Annotated in this window: 15 protein-coding genes; 4 read left to right on the top strand and 11 right to left on the bottom strand. The window is 70.4% G+C overall.

Annotation, left to right across the window (positions count from 1 at the left end):
• Nucleotides 1-441 precede the first annotated feature (441 nt).
• The 6 genes from ASG53_RS07020 to ASG53_RS06995 all read right to left on the bottom strand — a co-directional run bounded on the left by ASG53_RS07020 (nt 442) and on the right by ASG53_RS06995 (nt 5,418).
• Complete coding sequence (locus ASG53_RS07020; RefSeq protein WP_056130188.1) at nt 442-861, bottom strand: hypothetical protein; 420 nt, start codon at nt 859-861, stop codon at nt 442-444.
• Nucleotides 862-863: 2 nt separating this feature from the next.
• Nucleotides 864-1,871 carry a 16S rRNA (cytosine(1402)-N(4))-methyltransferase RsmH gene (gene rsmH / locus ASG53_RS07015; protein ID WP_056130904.1) on the bottom strand — a complete coding sequence of 336 codons (1,008 nt, stop codon included), beginning with the start codon at nt 1,869-1,871 and terminating at the stop codon, nt 864-866.
• Nucleotides 1,872-2,145: 274 nt separating this feature from the next.
• Nucleotides 2,146-2,580: a division/cell wall cluster transcriptional repressor MraZ gene (mraZ, locus tag ASG53_RS07010; RefSeq protein WP_056130901.1), complete on the bottom strand. Its 435-nt coding sequence runs from the start codon at nt 2,578-2,580 to the stop codon at nt 2,146-2,148.
• 542 nt (nt 2,581-3,122) lie between these two features.
• Entirely contained in the window at nt 3,123-3,530 is a 408-nt protein-coding gene (locus tag ASG53_RS07005; RefSeq protein ID WP_056130186.1) for a DUF3040 domain-containing protein, read from the bottom strand.
• Nucleotides 3,531-3,568: 38 nt separating this feature from the next.
• Nucleotides 3,569-4,840: a DNA polymerase IV gene (gene dinB, locus ASG53_RS07000; RefSeq protein WP_056130181.1), complete on the bottom strand. Its 1,272-nt coding sequence runs from the start codon at nt 4,838-4,840 to the stop codon at nt 3,569-3,571.
• Nucleotides 4,837-5,418: an SAV_6107 family HEPN domain-containing protein gene (locus ASG53_RS06995; protein ID WP_235533853.1), complete on the bottom strand. Its 582-nt coding sequence runs from the start codon at nt 5,416-5,418 to the stop codon at nt 4,837-4,839. The genes dinB and ASG53_RS06995 overlap by 4 nt, the downstream gene beginning before the upstream one ends.
• A 105-nt stretch (nt 5,419-5,523) precedes the next feature.
• On the opposite strand from ASG53_RS06995, the gene ASG53_RS06990 reads away from it, so the two are divergent.
• A complete protein-coding gene (locus ASG53_RS06990; RefSeq protein ID WP_056130178.1) occupies nt 5,524-6,444 on the top strand; it encodes a spermidine synthase in 921 nt (306 codons plus the stop codon).
• Between the two features lie 73 nt (nt 6,445-6,517).
• Here ASG53_RS06990 and ASG53_RS06985 read toward each other — a convergent pair whose 3' ends face one another.
• The 4 genes from ASG53_RS06985 to ASG53_RS06970 all read right to left on the bottom strand — a co-directional run bounded on the left by ASG53_RS06985 (nt 6,518) and on the right by ASG53_RS06970 (nt 11,011).
• Nucleotides 6,518-7,456, bottom strand: coding sequence for a PAC2 family protein (locus ASG53_RS06985; RefSeq protein WP_056130174.1), 939 nt, complete (start codon nt 7,454-7,456; stop codon nt 6,518-6,520).
• Nucleotides 7,457-7,620: 164 nt separating this feature from the next.
• Nucleotides 7,621-8,061, bottom strand: a complete 441-nt coding sequence (locus tag ASG53_RS06980; RefSeq protein WP_012867279.1) for a response regulator — start codon at nt 8,059-8,061, stop codon at nt 7,621-7,623.
• Nucleotides 8,058-9,749 (bottom strand): sensor histidine kinase, encoded by a 1,692-nt coding sequence (locus tag ASG53_RS06975; protein ID WP_442983368.1) that lies wholly within the window; start codon nt 9,747-9,749, stop codon nt 8,058-8,060. The genes ASG53_RS06980 and ASG53_RS06975 overlap by 4 nt, the downstream gene beginning before the upstream one ends.
• Entirely contained in the window at nt 9,740-11,011 is a 1,272-nt protein-coding gene (locus tag ASG53_RS06970; protein ID WP_056130168.1) for a PP2C family protein-serine/threonine phosphatase, read from the bottom strand. The genes ASG53_RS06975 and ASG53_RS06970 overlap by 10 nt, the downstream gene beginning before the upstream one ends.
• 181 nt (nt 11,012-11,192) lie before the next feature.
• Between ASG53_RS06970 and ASG53_RS06965 the strand changes: the two genes are divergently transcribed.
• Together ASG53_RS06965 and serA are read left to right on the top strand one after the other, a co-directional pair.
• Nucleotides 11,193-13,403, top strand: coding sequence for a HelD family protein (locus ASG53_RS06965; RefSeq protein ID WP_056130165.1), 2,211 nt, complete (start codon nt 11,193-11,195; stop codon nt 13,401-13,403).
• Between the two features lie 95 nt (nt 13,404-13,498).
• A complete protein-coding gene (gene serA, locus ASG53_RS06960) occupies nt 13,499-14,710 on the top strand; it encodes a phosphoglycerate dehydrogenase (RefSeq protein WP_056130162.1) in 1,212 nt (403 codons plus the stop codon).
• A gap of 206 nt (nt 14,711-14,916) precedes the next feature.
• Here the strand turns inward: serA and ASG53_RS06955 are convergent, their stop codons facing one another.
• Nucleotides 14,917-15,105, bottom strand: coding sequence for a DUF5302 domain-containing protein (locus ASG53_RS06955; protein ID WP_056130160.1), 189 nt, complete (start codon nt 15,103-15,105; stop codon nt 14,917-14,919).
• A 148-nt stretch (nt 15,106-15,253) separates the two neighbouring features.
• Between ASG53_RS06955 and ASG53_RS06950 the strand changes: the two genes are divergently transcribed.
• On the top strand, nt 15,254-16,297 hold the full coding sequence (locus ASG53_RS06950) for an aldo/keto reductase (RefSeq protein WP_056130154.1): 1,044 nt from the start codon (nt 15,254-15,256) through the stop codon (nt 16,295-16,297).
• The last annotated feature ends 10 nt before the right edge of the window (nt 16,298-16,307 follow it).

Genomic DNA, 16,307 nt, shown 5'->3' with positions numbered 1-16,307 from the left:
CCGAGCCAGCCGCCTGAGCGGCCGGGCGGGCACCGCGGACGGGTCGTGCGGCGGGACGGTCAGCGGAGGTGGCCTTGGCCGAACCGTCAGCCTGACCTGAGTCCTTGGCACTGCGGCTGGCACCGGGAGAGGTGGGGCGTGCGGTCGGACGGCCTGCTGCGCCCTGCGGACGGCCCGCGCCTGCTGGCGTGCGACCCGTGCCTGCCTGCGTCCGGCCGGTCGTGGCGTCCCGACCGGTGCGCGCCGCCCCGCGGGAGGTCGCCCCCGCGGCACGCGGAGTCTTCTCGGTGTCTGCGCCGGACCGGGGAGACCTCGGTGCTGACGAGCGTGGTGCCGACGAGCGTGGCGAAGCCGAGCGTGGTGCAGCACCAGACCTGGAGGTCGGTCGGGCGGCGCGAGAGCCCTGCGGCTCGTCGCGCCCGTCAGAGTCCTTCGACCGCGTCACTGCGCTGCTCCTGCGCCGCTCGCACCACCGAAGATCATGAGGTCGGAGAGCCGCAGCACACCCGGGTTGGGGCTCTGGACCATGCCCAGCTCGGTCGCACGGGCGGCCAGGGCCTGGGGCGAGGACAGCGCGTCGATCTGCTCGCCGAGCTGGTCGGCGATCTCCGCCTCCCGGGCGATCTCGATCTGGATGTCCCGGGCTGCGTAGGCCTCGTTGTTCATGACGGTGTTCATCACGAGGGTGCCCAGCAGCGCCGCCGCGAGGAGCCCGATGCAGAGCAGGACGAAGGGTGCGCGGCTGCGCGTCTGGGCAGGTGCCTGGACGAGCCTCAGACGCTCGGAGGGCCTCGGCAGAGACGGTGCCGGGAGATCCCGTGCCGGGAGGGCGCGTGCCGCCCCAGACTGTGCAGTGCTCATGGTCAGCGCTCCGTCCTGGTCTTCATGTGAGGGGGTGTCGGCCGGAGCCGTTCTGCGGCGCGCAGCCGCACCGAGGCAGACCGCGGGTTGCGCTCGAGCTCGGCCTCGTCGGCCTCCTCGGCGCCACGGGTGAGCAGCGAGAGGTAAGGCTTGTGAGACTCAGGCTCGACCGGGAGGTCGTGTGGCGCGCTCGAGACAGCGCCACGGCCGAGCTCCCGCTTCGTCAGCCGGTCTTCGAGCGAGTGGTAGGACTCGACGACGATCCGTCCGCCGACGGCAAGAGCCTCGACAGCGGCCGGCAGAGCGCGCTCGAGGACCTCTAGCTCGCCGTTCACCTCGATGCGCAGCGCCTGGAACGTGCGCTTGGCCGGGTTGCCCTGGCCCTTGCGCGTCGCCGCCGGGATGCACGCGCGGACGAGGTCGACCAGGTCCGCCGAGCGCTCCCACGGCTTCGCGTCACGCTTGGCGACGATCGACCGGGCGATCTTCGAGGCGAACCGCTCTTCGCCGTACTCCCGCAAGATCCGGGTGAGGTCACGCTCGCTGTAGGTGTTGAGGACGTCGGCTGCCGTGAGCGAGGCCGTCGAGTCCATCCGCATGTCGAGCGGGGCGTCCTGGGCGTAGGAGAAGCCGCGCTCCCGCTCGTCGATCTGCAGGGAGGAGACACCCAGGTCCATGAGGATCCCCTGCACCCCGGTGAGCCCCTGGGCGGCGATCACCTCGCCGATCTCGTCGTACACCGCGTGGACCCCGGTGAACCTGTCACCGAAGCGAGCGAGCCGCGCACCGGCGAGCTCGAGCGCCTGCGGGTCGCGGTCGATGCCGATGATCCGGACCTCGGGGAGCCTCTCGAGGATCGCCTCGGTGTGACCGCCCATCCCGAGCGTGCAGTCGACATAGACGGCCCCCGGGGCCGACAGTGCCGGAGCGAGGAGCTCCACGCACCTGTCGAGCAGGACCGGGAGGTGACGGTCCGAGGTCTCACGCGCCTCAGCTCCCCCGGCAGCCAGGTCGGAGGGGGAGGTCTCGATGTCGGTGGTCTCTGAGAGAGTCGTCTCGTCGCGGTCGACGGGGTCGCCCGGAGCGGGGGCGTCGGTGTCGTGATCGCTCACCCTGCGACCTCCTGTCCTGAGTCGTGCTCGACCTGTCCGGCGCGCCCGGCGTCCGCCGGTCGTGATGTGCTGCTGTGCCCACCTGCTGGATCAGGTCTCCCTCCGCGACCGTCTGACACCGGGGAAGTGCGTCAGACCGGGCGGGAGGAGGCCTCATCCAGCGGTGGTGCGTCTAGAACCTCAGGCCTGGCACGACCTCTTCGGCCGTGTCGGAGTACCCGGCGACCTGCTCTGCCAGATACGTGTCCCACGCGGCTGCGTCCCAGATCTCGACGCGAGTACCTGCGCCGATCACCGCGACCTCCCGGTCGAGCCCTGCATACTCGCGCAGCGCCGCCGGGATCGAGATCCTGCCCTGCTTGTCCGGCATCTCGTCGCTGGCTCCGGAGAGGAAGACACGCAGGTAGTCGCGCGCCTGCTTGCTCGTCACCGGGGCCTGTCGGATCTGCTCGTACATGCGACGGAACTCGTCCATCGGCAAGAGGAACAGGCAACGCTCCTGTCCACGCGTCATGACCAGCCCTGGGGCGAGCTGACCGCGGAACTTCGCGGGGAGGAGCAACCGTCCCTTGTCGTCCAGACGAGGGGTGTACGTCCCGAGGAGCAGTGTGGACGACGCGCCGAACAGTTCAGTCACTGCGACGCCTCCCCCGGCTGCTCCAAGTGGCTCCACCGTACTCCACTTCCCTCCACCACGCGGCGGCAATCACAGAAAATTCACCCTTGACGCGGCATCAGCACAGGTCACAGCGGTGGAGGGATGTGGAGGGCGCGGCGCGCGCGGGTGCGCCGGTGGCGCGTCCAGCGGCATTCAAGCGCCGCGACCACCGAGCAAAGTAGTGCAGAGCGGGCGAATCGACCTGGATCAGGGGGCGAGAAGGCATCGGCGGCGTCGCCGAGGCCATCTGGGCGTCAGGGTGGAGCGAAGTGGGGGGCCGCTGGGGAGCGAGGTGGAGGAGCGCCCGGCGATGATCACCGACGCGTGTCGCTCGACACCCCAGTGCGCTCCGGGAGCACGACAGCGCGGGCTGGGCGTATGAACGCCCAGCCCGCGCTGGAGAAGATCTCTAGGTACTGACTGTGGAGAGCTAGATCATCGGAGCGAAGAGATCTGCCGACCTACGATCTAGGCCGCGGTGCCTTTGAGCGTCACTGCTCGTCGCGGCGCTTGTCCCATCGCTCTTCCATGCGCTGCATGAAGGGCGCCTTGCCGGCCTTGCCTCCGCGCTTGGTCTTCTGCTGCTTCGCGGCCGGTCTCACGGTCCCGTCGGGCGAGACCACGCCGACCGGGCCGTTGGACTTCGACGGCTGGGCGAAGGCGTAGGCGACGGCGGCGAACATCACCGCGAAGCCGACCACTCCCACGACGGGCACAGACTGTGCCACACCGATCACCAGCGCGAGGAGACCGAGGATCAGCCCTACCCCCGCGATCACATAGCGGACCGAAGACCGCTGGGACGTCGTCTTCATACTTGTCGCAAGGCGCGGATCATCAGACGTGAGCTCTCGCTCCATCTGCTCCAGAACACGCTGCTCGTATTCGGACAGAGGCATCGCAACCCCCGCACTGTTCGATCGGACCTTGTCAGAGTTCAGGATAGTTCGACATCCGGCACAACGGTAGTCGAGCGCTGTGAGGAAGTCGTGGCGACCGCCGCCTGCCGGATGGCCGAACGGCCGAAGCGCAGACGCACCTGGTCGATCGCGGCGTCAGCCAGTCGCTGCTGCTCGGTGTCACCCGCGACGGCGTCTTCGAGGGTGAGCTGCAGAGCGGCGCTCCCCCGCGCCTCGAGACCTTCGCCCCGGACCCCCACGAGCCGGACCGGCAGGCCCTTGAGGTCGACCGAGGAGACGAGCTCGCGGGCGACCGCGTAGATCTCACGGACGCTGTCCGTCGGCGAGACGAGAGACCTCGAACGGCTCAGGGTGCGGAAGTCGCTCGAGCGCACCTTCACGCTTATGGTCCGCGCGAGGTACCCCTGGGCCCGCAGCCTGTCTGCACACCGGTCAGAGAGCTCGAGGAGCTTGGACTCGACGACGCTGAGGTCGGTCACGTCGTGCCCGAAGGTCGTCTCGGCCCCGATGCTCCGCTCGCGACGCGTCGGCTCGACAGGCCTCGGGTCACGTCCCCACGACAGGTCGAACAGGTGGGCGGCAGCAGCAGTGCCGACGGCCTGACGCAGCACGAGCGGATCAGTCCTGGCGAGCTGCTCGACCGTCGTGATGCCCCACGCGGCGAGGTTCTTCTCGGTCTTCTCCCCCACGCCCCACAGCGCACCCACGGGCAGGGAGTGCAAGAACCGGACCGTCGACTCGCGCGGGACGAGCATCATGCCGTCAGGCTTCGCGTGGGTCGACGCCAGCTTCGCGACGAACTTGGTCGAGGCCACGCCGACGGAGCAGGTCAGACCCAGCTCGCGGTAGACCCTCGCTCTGATCTTCCGGGCGATCTCGCTCGACGAGCCCAGTCGACGTCGGGCACCCTCGACGTCGAGGAAGGCCTCGTCGATGCTGACGGGCTCGACGAGGGTCGTGACCTCGCCGAGGATCTCCATGACAGCCGTCGAGGCGTCGTGGTACGCCGTCCTGTCGGGCTGGATGAAGACAGCCTGCGGGCAGAGGCGACGTGCTGTGGCCGCGGGCATGGCCGAGTGCACGCCGAAGGCTCGCGCCTCGTAGGTCGCAGCCAGGACTACGGACCGGTCCGAGCCACCGACGATCACCGGGCGCCCCTTGAGCTCAGGCCGACGAGCCACCTCGACCGAGGCGAAGAACGCATCCATGTCGACGTGGAGGATCGAGCAGTCCGAGTCTTTCTCGCCGAGGTCACGCGGGACTGTCGTCGACCGCGGACCCTTGCTCATGCGCTCACCGGACCGTCGACGAGCATGCCGCTGCGCGCGAGCGGGACCTCGGCGTCGTCGACCCAGGCGCCGACCTCGTCGCGGAAGTCCTCCGCGGCGGCGACCCAGCGAGCAGCCCCCTCTTCGTCGACGGCGTCGAACCGGCCGGCGTCGATCGAGGAGCGCAGGTGCGCCCCGGAGGCGAAGAACGACGCCCACGGGACGAAGTCGTCGGAGGCCGCCGAGAGACGCTCCCACGCGCTGCGCGTGCGTCCGCGCGGCGGCCGGGTGCCGAGGACCGCGAGGACGGCACCCGAGACCCTCAGCGCCGCCATGTGCGCGTGGGTGAACCGCTCAGCGGCATCGGTGGCCAGCTGTGCGGCCACGAGCTCGGCGTCAGCACGGTCCAAGAGGTCGCTGGCAGCCTGGCGACGCAGAGCCGAGGTCAGACCCGCAGCCTCAGCGGAGACAGGTGCTGCCGAGACGGCGTGCGGAGCTCGGGTGGGCCGACCGTGGCGTGCTGATCGCGACGCGCCCGCTGAAGCCGTCCCCAGAGCGCGTGCTCCTGATGTCGCTGCGGTCATCCGTGTCGCTGCCATGTCGAACCTCCTTGCTCAAGTATCGAACACCTGTTCGAACGAAGTCAAGAGGTGGTCGCCTCTCGGTGCTCCGCCGGTCCCCTCCCGCCCGCCTAGGCTTGCGGGATGGCACGCCGAACCTCACGCCGCTCATCCTCCTCCGGACCACTGACACAGACCGGGCAGCCTGACCTGCCCGCAGGGCCCGTCGAGACGTCCTCGGGAACCGTCGAGCTCGTCCTCGACCGCGACGACCACAGGTCCATCACCGTCATGCTCAACGGCGTCCCGAGCTCCTTCATCGATCTCGACGACCCGACCAACGTGGGCTTCGAGTACATGGAGATCATGTCGGCGGTCCTCGACGACAGGACCGAGGGGCCGCTCGACGTGGTCCACCTCGGGGCCGCAGGCTGCGCGATGGCCCGGTCGGTCGACGCCCGCCGGCCCGGTTCACGCCAGATCGGCATCGACATCGACGCCCGGCTGCTGGAGCTCGCGCGGTCGTGGTTCGACCTCCCCCGCTCACCCCGTCTGCGCCTGCGCGCCGGCGACGCCCGGGAGCAGCTGGCCACGCTCGCGACCTCGAGCGTCGACGTCGTCGTCCGAGACGTGTTCGCCGGCGACAGCACGCCGGGTCACCTGCTGACCGTCGAGTTCGTCGTCGACGTGCTGCGCGTCCTGCGTCCAGGAGGCCTGTACCTCGTGAACTGCGCCGACAAGCCTCCGCTGTCCACAGCCCGTGCCGAGGTCGCCACGATCCGTGCGGCGCTGGACAGCGTCGCGACGGACAGCGTCCCCCGCACCGACGACGACCTCGCCCTGATCACCGAGCCCGCGGTGCTCAAGGCGCGCCGGTACGGCAACATCGTGCTCGCCGCGACGGCTCCGGGCGGCCCTCGCGACGGGGACGGCCTCGCCAGCGCGGGCCTTGCGCGTGCACTGCGCAGTCTTGCGGTCCCGGCGCACATCCTCTGCGGCCCGGACGAGGTGTCACGCTTCGCGGGGACAGCGGTCCCTCTCATCGACCCCGCACCGCCCGCCTGACGCAGCACGGCCCGGTCGCCATCCCCTCCAGAGGTGATGGCGACCGGGCCGTGCTGGTGGTGCCGGGCTCAGGTCAGGACGACTGCCCGTCGGGACCCTGCTGGGCGAGGAAGCGCTCTAGCTCTTCGCCGATCTCGTCGGCGGTCGGGATCTCTGCGGTGTCGGCGAGCAGGCTCTGGCGCTCGGCCGAGATGGTGAAGGCGTCGTACTGCTCCTCGAGCCCTCGGACGACCTCCGCGATCTCGGGGGACTCGGCGACCTGACGCACGACCTCGGCACGAGCCTCGGTCGCCGCCTCCTCGAGGGTCTCGAGGTCCAGGTCCAGCCCGGTCGCGGACTCGAGCTTGTCGAGGGCCACCAGGGCTGCGGGCGGGTAGGTGGACTGGGCCAGGTAGTGCGGCACGTGGACGGCGTAGCCCACGGTGTCGTGGCCGCGCTCCGAGAGCCTGAGCTCGAGCAGGTTCGCCGCGGTCGCCGGGACTGTGACGCGCCCGAACCACGGCGAGGCGTCGGGGATCAGCTCGTCGCGCGAGGCGTGCGGTGTCGCGGACAGCAGACGGGTGTGCGGGATGCCCATCGGGATGCCGTACGTGCCCACGGTCAGCGAGACCCGGAACCTGTCGACGAGGGACAGGACGGCCTCGACGAAGCGTTCCCACTGGACGTCGGGCTCGTTGCCGTGGAGCACGAGGAAGGTCGTCCCCTCGCGGTCTCGTGCGACGTCGATCGCGATGCTCGGGCCCGAGTACTCGGTCCAGCGCTGGGTGTCGAAGACGATGGTGGGCCGCTTCGACCTGTAGTCGACCAGCTGGTCCGCGTCGAAGGTGACCAGGCGGGTCGTCTCGCCGAGGTCGAGGATGTGCTCGAGCGTGATCTGCCCGACGTGCCCGGCGTCGACGAACCCGCGCAGCGCGTTGACGAGCACGGGCCCGGTCCCCGCCTCGTCCGGCGAGAGCCGGAGGGCGGACTCGACTGTGGCGTCGACCGTGTAGAGCTCCTGCGGATCGAGCATGGTGGGCCTCCTGTCAGCCTCGACGCACCACCAGGCTCAGGCCTGACCGGTGACGTCACGAACGTCGTCTGAGGACCAGAACACCGCCGCGCCGGAGTTTCTTCCCGCAGGCCAGACCACGACCTCCGGTCGTCGGTGCAGCTCTCCGCAGGGTCCGGGACCGATCAGCGCGAGGGCAGCCTGACGACGGTCACGAAGAAGTCGTCGATCTGCCGGACGACCTCGATGAACCTCTCGAAGTCGACGGGCTTGGTGACGAAGGCGTTGGCGTAGAGCGAATAGCTGCGCGCGACGTCTTCCTCGGCCTCGGAGGTCGTGAGCACGACGACGGGGATGCGGCGGAGCTCGGGGTCTTCCTTGAGCTCGGCGAGGACCTCTCGGCCGTCCATGCGCGGCAGGTTGAGGTCGAGCAGGATGAGGTCGGGCGTCACGGCGTCCGCGTACTCACCGCGCTTGCGCAAGAAGTCCATCGCGGTGACGCCGTCGTTGACGACTGAGAGCCGGTTGGCCACCTTGTTGTGCTCGAAGGCCTCGCGCGTCATGAGGACGTCGCCCGGGTCGTCTTCGACCAGCAGGACCTCGATCACTCCGGGTGCCACGGTCATGAGCTCTCCTCGTCGTGCTGTCCTGGTCCGGGCAGGTCGCCCGTCCCTGCGGTCGTCGTCGCGGGCGTGGTGCCGTCAGCACCCTCGGCCTGGGACTGGTCCTCGGGCCCCGCAGAGCCTACCTCGCGGGGGTCTGGCAGCGTCCAGCGGATCGTCGTGCCCTGCGAGACGTCGGTGTCGAGCCAGATCTCACCGCCGTGGAACTCGACGATCTTCTTGCACAGCGCGAGGCCGATGCCCGTGCCCTCGTAGGCGTCCTTGGCGTGCAGCCGCTGGAAGATCACGAAGACCCTGTCGGCATACTGCTGGTCGATCCCGATGCCGTTGTCGGAGCACCACAGCTCCCAGGCGTCCTCGCGGCGCACAGCCCCGAGGATGACGTGGGGCGTCCTGTCGGGGTGCCTGAACTTCAGCGCGTTGCCGACGAGGTTCTGGAAGAGCTGGACGAGGAGCGTCTGCTGCCCGAGGACCACGGGGAGGTCGCCGACCTCGACCTGGCCGCCCGACTCCTCGACGGCGGCGTCCAAGGTCGTGACCGCCGTCGCGCAGGCCTCGACGAGGTCGACCTCGACGGCCTCGCCCGCCGACCGCCCGACGCGCGAGAAGCCGAGCAGGTCCTGGATGAGTCGTTGCATCCGCTTGGCACCGTCGACCGCGAACTCGATGTACTGGTCTGCGCGCTCGTCGAGCTCACCGCCGTAGCGCTTCTGCAGCAGCTGGGTGAAGCTCGCGACCTTGCGCAGCGGCTCCTGGAGGTCGTGCGAGGCGACGTAGGCGAACTGCTCGAGGTCCCGGTTCGAGCGTCGGAGCTCTTCGGCCTGCTCGAGCACCTGCTCGTGCGCCTCGGCGATCTCGGCCCGGGAGCGGGCCTCGGAGGCCATCCGTGCCACGAGCTCGACCCGCATCGCGTCGACGGCGTGCGCGAGGGAGGCGATCTCGCCAGGCCCTTCGGTCCGCACCGGCAGGTCGAGCTCGCCGGTGCTCACCGCCTCCGCCTTGGCCGCGAGGTCGGCGAGAGGCTCGAGGACCCGTCGGCGCAGCGTCCGCCACGTCCCGACAGCCACGACCACGGCTGCACCCGCGAGCACGACGACGGCGAGGAAGAGGTTGCGCGTCCAGGCAGCGAGGGCGTCGGAGGCCTCCTCGCGGCCCGTCTCGAGGACGGTCTCGAGGTCGAGGGCCGCGTCGCGGGCGTCGGCGAGCAGCCGCTCGCCGCGTTCGACCGTCGCGTCGCTGACGGCGCCGGGTCCTTCGACCGAGACCTCGGCGACGGCAGGGTCCGCGAACTGAGAGCGCCAGGTCGCGACGAGGCCGAGCGTCCTGTCGAGCGCGACGACCACCTCAGAGTCGGGGCCGTAGTCCTCGAGGAACGCCGTCCGGATGGCTCGGGCAGCCTCGGTGTCGGCGGTCCTGTAGGAGCCGAGCGCCGAGTCGACACCCGACTGCAGGTAGGCGTCGACGGCCGAGCCGATGTCACCGATCCGTGAGGTGAGCCCGTCGGAGTAGGAGATCGCGCTCGCGTAGATGTCGGTGACCCTGTTCTGGTAGTGGACCACCTGGAGCAGGGAGTAGACGGCGTACAGCAGGATCACCAGCAAGACCGCGCCGGCACTGACGACGGTCACGCCGAGCTGACGGCGCAGCGTCGATCCTGCCCGCCGCTCAGGGGTGCGACGCCTCAACTCCACTCCTCCGAGTCGGCCAGGGTCGCGGACCGCTGCCCGTGCCCGGCGTCGCAGCCGGGCCAGCCGAGGATCAGCACGGCCGCGTCGTCGACGAGGCGTCCACCGTGCACGGCATGGACGGTGCGCAAGATGCGCTCGACGAGCTCCTCTGTGCCGTCGCGGAACTCGGCGCTCACGGCGGCGAGGAGCCCGTCGATGCCGATCCGCGAGCGCCCGCCGCGGTCTCGGCGGTCGGCGTCGTGGGGACGGTCCTGGTCGTCGCCGGGGTCGCGGACCGTGGCCTCGAGCAGACCGTCGGTGTAGAGCATGAGCCACCAGCTGCCGGCGAGCTCGAGCCGCTGGGACTTCCAGGGCGAGTCGACAGGGATGCCGAGGGCACGGCCGCGGTGGGTCGGCTCGATGGCACGGGACTGCTCGGAGACGAGGATGGGCGCGTGGTGACCGGCGAGGTAGAGCTCGGCCGACGACCTGTCGGCCGAGATGACCAGCTGGCAGAGCGTCGTGAAGGTCTCGGGCCGCGAGCGCTCGTCGAGCATGACGCGCTCGAGCAGCGGGAGGATGCGCTCGGGGTCGATCTCGGCCAGGACGAGGGTCCGCCAGGCGGTGCGCAGGGTGGCTCCGAGGGCAGCCTCGTCGGGTCCGTGGCCGGCGACGTCGCCGATGATGCAGGCGAGCGTGCCGTCGGCGCGCTCGACGACGTCGTAGAAGTCACCTCCGAGCAGGCCGTCTCCCCCGGGCAGGTAGCCGACGAGGACGGAGAGCCGTGGGTCGACGATCGAGGGTGTGGGCAGCAGCGCACGCTCGAGGCGGGCGGTCTCGCGGGCCCGGACCGAGCTCTTGTAGATCGTCCGTGCCTGCTCGTCGGAGAGCCGGCGCTGGACGGCGTAGCGGACCGACCTGGCGAGGAGGTCGGGGTCGACCTCGTGCTTGACGAGGTAGTCCTGGGCCCCTGCTGCGACGGCGTCGACACCGAGGTCAGAGCTGGTCATGCCGGTGAGGACCACGAGCGCTGCGCTGGTCCCCGTCGCGTTGATGCGCTCGACGCCCGAGAGGCCTGTCGCGTCGGGGAGGCCCAGGTCGAGGAGGACGCAGTCGACGTCGAGCCGACCGAGGGCCTCGTCGATCGATCGCGCGCGGTCGAGGGTCACCTCGAGGGCGCTGTCGGCGAAGAGCTCTTCGACCAGCATCGCGTCGCCGTCGTCGTCGTCGACGATGAGCACCCGGACCGGGGCGGTCTCGCCGGTCGACCCGTCTCTCACGCTCACCGCACTCCTCCCCCCAGACGAATATCCGCTGATCTTAGTCGCCACGGCCCTCCCGGCCCATCTGCGCGGCGCGTCGGGGTGCCACGATCAGCAATAATGGACGGTCGCGAACGTGGGACTGCGGCACCAGCAGCCTCCAGTCGCCATCTCATCTCCGTACCCCCGCGAGGGAAGGACCAGCGTGACCGAGCAGCCCGACGAGATCAGGGTCGAGCAGGACACCCTCGACGTCCTCTACGCACGGCTGGACGAGCTGCGCGCCGTCACGCGCGAGCGCCTCGCCGAGGTGCGCCGGTCCGGACCGAGCGGGTCCCCCCAGAACCGCAGCGAGCGCGACGCCTTCGCGACGCTCTACGAAGACCGGGCCGCGCTGCTGGACGCCGTCGAGGACAGGCTGTGCTTCGGCCGGCTCGACTTCGACGACGAGACCACCCGGTACATCGGGCGCATCGGGCTGACCGACGAGCAGCACTCCTCGATCCTCACGGACTGGCGTGCCCCTGCGGCCCAGGCCTTCTACAGGGCGACGGCGGCCCAGCGCGACGGTGTGCTGCGCCGCCGGCACCTCGTGACGTCGGGTCGTCGCGTCACGGGTCTCGAGGACGAGGTCCTCGACCTCTCGGGTGACGCCGCCTCGGACCTCAACCTCTCGGGCGAGGGCGCGCTGCTCGCGGCACTGTCTGCGGGGCGCACAGGGCGCATGGGCGACATCGTCGCGACCATCCAGGCCGAGCAGGACACCATCATCCGCTCCGACCTGCAGGGTGCCCTCGTGGTCCAGGGTGGCCCCGGCACGGGGAAGACCGCTGTCGCCCTGCACCGCGCGGCCTACCTGCTCTACGCCCACCGTCGTCTGCTCGAGCGCTCGGGTGTGCTGCTCGTCGGCCCGAGCCAGTCGTTCTTGCGGTACATCGACCAGGTGCTCCCCTCGCTCGGCGAGACCGGGGTCGTGAGCACGACGATCGCCGACATCCTGCCCGGGATCGAGGCGCGCGGGACCGAGGACCCGAAGGTCGCCGAGATCAAGGGACGCTCGGTCTTCGGCGCGATCGTCAGGCGCGCGGTGAGCGCACGCGAGCGCGTCCCCGCGCAGGACACCAGGGTGCGCGTCGACGGATACGACCTCGTGATCCGGCGGCGCGACATCCGTGACGCCATCGCGAAGGCGCGGCGTCACCGCAAGCCGCACAACCTCGCGCGGGTGACCTTCGTCCGCGAGATGCTCAACCGTCTCGCGGCGCAGTACACCGAGCAGCTGAGCTATTCGGTCGAGTCGGACGAGCGCGGCGAGATCCTGGAAGAGCTGCGCAGCACGAAGGAGATCCGGGTCGCGCTCAACCTCGCGTGGATGCCGATGTCGCCCCAGAAGCTGGTCGAGGACCTCTACGCCAAGCCGCACAGGCTCGCCGAGGCCGCCCCCGAGCTCTCAGCAGCCGACAGGGCCGCACTCGTGCGGGCCCCGGGCTCGCCGTGGACCGAGGCCGACGTGCCGATCCTCGACGAGGCTGCCGAGCTGCTCGGCGAGGACGACCAGGTGGCCCGGGCGCAGGCGCGCCAGGACGCGGAGCAGCGTGAGGAGCGGCTCGAGTACGCCCGTCAGGTGCTCGAGGGCTCGGGCGGGAACGGCATGGTGAGCGCCGAGGCTCTCGCCGACAGGTTCGCGACCTCTGGTCCCTACCTGACGACCGCAGAGCGTGCGGAGAAGGACCGCAGCTGGACCTTCGCGCACCTGGTCGTCGACGAGGCCCAAGAGCTGTCTGCGATGGCCTGGCGGATGCTGGTGCGCCGCTGCCCGACGCGGTCGATGACCATCGTCGGAGACGTGGCCCAGACGTCCTCGCCCGCTGGGGCCCGCTCGTGGGACGCGACGCTCACGCCGCTGCTGCGCGACTCCTGGCGCCTGACCGAGCTCACCGTCAACTACCGCACGCCCGAGGAGATCGCGTCGGCCGCGCAGCGCATGGCCGTCGAGGCCGGGCTGCCCGTCTCGAGGCTCACGTCCGCGCGCGAGGTCCCGGCCGCCCTCACGGTCCACAGGCTCGCGGCAGACGAGGTGCGTGCGCACACCGTGGAGATCGCTGTCGGGCTGCTCGCCGACATCCGCTCGGGCGGCGCGGGACAGGTCGCGGTCGTCGTGCCGGCCGCGGAGGTGGCCGACGTCGAGAAGATGCTCCGGGAGATCCCCGCGGCTGAGTCCGCAGGTGACGGTCTGGTGGTCGCCTCCGCCCGCGAGGTCAAGGGGCTCGAGTTCGACGCCGTCGTGCTCGAAGAACCGGCTGCCCTCGTCGACGGGCCCGGCGGCGCGTCAGACCTGTACGTCGCGATGACCCGGCCGACCCGCTATCTGCACGTCACGCACTCCCGGGACCTCCCTGCGGGCCTCGTCGGCTGACCCCCGTGGGCGGCCTCGCCCCGGGGCGCCAGAGCCATCCGTCCACGTGCCAAGACCGTTTTGGTCGCAGCGCGCGGGGGGAGGACGATGGCTGCGTGCTGAAGGCCCTCCTCCTTGAAAATGTCCACCCGCTCACCGTCGAGATCTTGGCCGCCCACGGCGTCGAGGTCGAGGTCCGGTCTGGCGCCCTGGACGAGTCCGAGCTGATCCACGCCCTCGAGGGCGTCCACATCCTCGGTATCCGTTCCAAGACGCAGGTGACCGACGCGGTGATCGCAGCCTCTCCGGAGCTCCTGACGATCGGTGCGTTCTGCATCGGGACCAACCAGATCGACCTCAGGTCGGCTGCGAGCCACGGGGTCGCGGTCTTCAACGCGCCGTTCTCGAACACCCGGTCCGTCGTCGAGATCGCGCTCGCCGAGATCATCTCGCTCACCCGTCGCCTCACGGAGCGCGACAAAGCGCTCCACGCCGGGGTGTGGGACAAGTCGGCCGAAGGCTCGCACGAGGTCCGTGGGCGCACGCTCGGCATCATCGGCTACGGCAACATCGGCACCCAGCTGTCGGTGCTCGCCGAGAACCTCGGCATGTCCGTCGTCTTCTACGACACCTCGGAGAAGCTGGCGCTCGGCAACGCGCGTCGCCTCGGGTCTCTCGACGAGCTGCTCGCCGTCGCCGACGTCGTCACGCTCCACGTCGACGGCCGCAGCGGCAACGCGGGTCTCTTCGGCGCCCAGCAGTTCTCGCAGATGAAGCCCGGTGCGATCTTCCTCAACCTCTCGCGTGGCTTCGTGGTGGACACCCACGCCCTGCGCGAGGCGATCTTGTCCCACCACCTCGCGGGTGCGGCGATCGACGTGTTCCCCGAAGAGCCGAAGAAGCGCGGCGACGCCTTCGAGTCTGAGCTCCGTGGCCTGCCCAACGTCATCCTCACCCCGCACATCGGTGGTTCGACGCTCGAGGCGCAGGAGGCGATCGGCGTCTTCGTGGCGAACAAGATCCGCGACTACGTCCGCTCGGGCTCGACGACCCTGAGCGTCAACCTGCCGAACCTGGCTCTCGAGAGCTCGACAGGTGTCGCTCGCGTGGCTCACCTGCACCGCAACACACCGGGCGTCCTCGCCGAGGTCAACCGCACGCTCGCCGAGCACGGCACCAACATCGAGGGTCAGCTGCTCGCGACCCGCGGTGAGGTCGGCTACGTGGTGACCGACGCCGGCTCGAGCGTCGAGGCTGCTGTCGTCGAGGCGCTGCGGGCGATGGGCCAGACGATCAAGCTGCGGGTGCTCACCGACATCAAGGGCTGAGCCGCTCCGGCCGGGCCGCATCCCCCGGAGGGACGCCCGCAGGGGGCCCGCTCAGCACGGTGGCGTCGCCGCTCCGCGGGGCGGACGCCGCCCAGTATCCGGCAGACAGCAGACAGCAGACAGCAGACAGCGAGGGTGGTACGGGAAGATCCCGTACCACCCTCGCTGTCTGCTCTAGGCCCGGCTGCTGCCGGGCGCACGCCTGGTCACCCAGACTTGCGGCGGAAGGTGCGCTGCGTCTTGCCGATCGGCTCGGAGCCGTGGACGCTGCCGGTGTTCGTGTCACCCTCGGAGGTCAGGTGCCGAGCCGCGTTCTTGCGGTCGAGCGCCTCTTTGAACTTCGCCTTCGTGTCCGCGCTGATCGCGGTCTCGGGAACTTCTCGGTCCTGAGTCATCTGCTCCGGCCTCCTCGTCTCGATGTCTGCCGATGCAGACCAACCCTCCCGCAGCCCGGCGTAGGACGCCAGGCATTTCTCTCGCCGACGTGGTCGCCACGAGAGACAGGGACGGCAGCCTCGAGTATCGCAGCGGTACCGTACAGTCATGCGCTCCCCCGCCGACGACCGTCACGACAGCCTCCCCGTCCGCCGTGTCGGTCGCTCTGGTCTCGGCGTCTCCGCGCTGAGCCTGGGGCTCTGGCAGAACTTCGGCGACGCCGCACCCGCCGACGACCAGCGGTCCCTCGTGCTGCACGCCGTCGACTCAGGGGTCGTGCACTTCGACCTCGCGAACAACTACGGCCCACCACCGGGGTCGGCCGAGACGGGCTTCGGCCGGATCCTGAGGCGCGACCTCGCCGCGCACCGGCACGAGCTGAGCATCAGCACCAAGGCCGGGTACAGGCAGTGGCCCGGCCCACGCGGTGAGGGCGGCTCCCGCGGATATCTGCTCGCCTCGCTCGACCAGTCGCTGCGCAGGCTCGGCATCGACGAGGTCGACATCTTCTACAGCCACAGGTTCGACCCGAGCACCCCGCTCGAGGAGACGATCGGTGCGCTCGACACTGCCGTGCGGTCCGGCCGAGCCCTCTACGCGGGCATCTCCTCGTACTCGGCGACCCGGACGCTCCAGGCGCTCGAGATCGCCGACGCCCTCGGGCTGCGGCTCACCGTGCACCAGCCGTCGTACTCGCTCCTCAACCGGTGGATCGAGGTCCCGGACGACTCAGGTCGCTCGCTCGTCGAGGTCGCGGCCGCGGCGGGCACGGGCCTCGTGACCTTCTCTCCCCTGGCCCAAGGACTCCTGACCGACCGGTACCTGGACGGCGTGCCGGCAGACTCGCGCGCCGCGAAGGGGACGTCCTTCCAGCGGCAGTACCTGTCGGAGCAGAACCTCGCCTCGGTGCGCAGCCTGCGGGACATCGCCCTGCGACGTGGTCAGACCCTCGCGCAGATGGCCCTCGCGTGGTGCCTGCGGGACGAGCGGGTGAGCGCGGTCCTCGTCGGCGCCCGCACGACCGCGCAGCTCGACGAGAACCTGGCAGCGCTCGAGGCACCCCCGTTCTCGGCCGAGGAGCTCGACGCCATCGACGCGGCTGCGGTCGAGGGCGGGCTCAACCTGTGGGCGTCCCGCTCGAGCGAGCTCTGAACGGTCCAGC

The sequence above is a fragment of the Sanguibacter sp. Leaf3 genome, from assembly GCF_001425965.1.
GTDB classification, from domain to species: domain Bacteria; phylum Actinomycetota; class Actinomycetes; order Actinomycetales; family Cellulomonadaceae; genus Sanguibacter; species Sanguibacter inulinus.
This window is presented reverse-complemented; position numbering and strand designations above follow the sequence as displayed.

What these genes read in the sequence shown, in the direction of transcription:
- ASG53_RS06950 (WP_056130154.1), top strand. Translation starts at nt 15,254, where the DNA reads ATGCGCTCCCCCGCCGACGACCGTCACGACAGCCTCCCCGTCCGCCGT.
- ASG53_RS06955 (WP_056130160.1), bottom strand. Translation starts at nt 15,105, where the DNA reads ATGACTCAGGACCGAGAAGTTCCCGAGACCGCGATCAGCGCGGACACG.
- ASG53_RS06990 (WP_056130178.1), top strand. Translation starts at nt 5,524, where the DNA reads ATGGCACGCCGAACCTCACGCCGCTCATCCTCCTCCGGACCACTGACA.
- ASG53_RS06995 (WP_235533853.1), bottom strand. Translation starts at nt 5,418, where the DNA reads ATGGCAGCGACACGGATGACCGCAGCGACATCAGGAGCACGCGCTCTG.
- ASG53_RS07020 (WP_056130188.1), bottom strand. Translation starts at nt 861, where the DNA reads ATGAGCACTGCACAGTCTGGGGCGGCACGCGCCCTCCCGGCACGGGAT.
- ASG53_RS07005 (WP_056130186.1), bottom strand. Translation starts at nt 3,530, where the DNA reads ATGCCTCTGTCCGAATACGAGCAGCGTGTTCTGGAGCAGATGGAGCGA.
- ASG53_RS06980 (WP_012867279.1), bottom strand. Translation starts at nt 8,061, where the DNA reads ATGACCGTGGCACCCGGAGTGATCGAGGTCCTGCTGGTCGAAGACGAC.
- ASG53_RS06985 (WP_056130174.1), bottom strand. Translation starts at nt 7,456, where the DNA reads ATGCTCGATCCGCAGGAGCTCTACACGGTCGACGCCACAGTCGAGTCC.
- dinB (WP_056130181.1), bottom strand. Translation starts at nt 4,840, where the DNA reads ATGAGCAAGGGTCCGCGGTCGACGACAGTCCCGCGTGACCTCGGCGAG.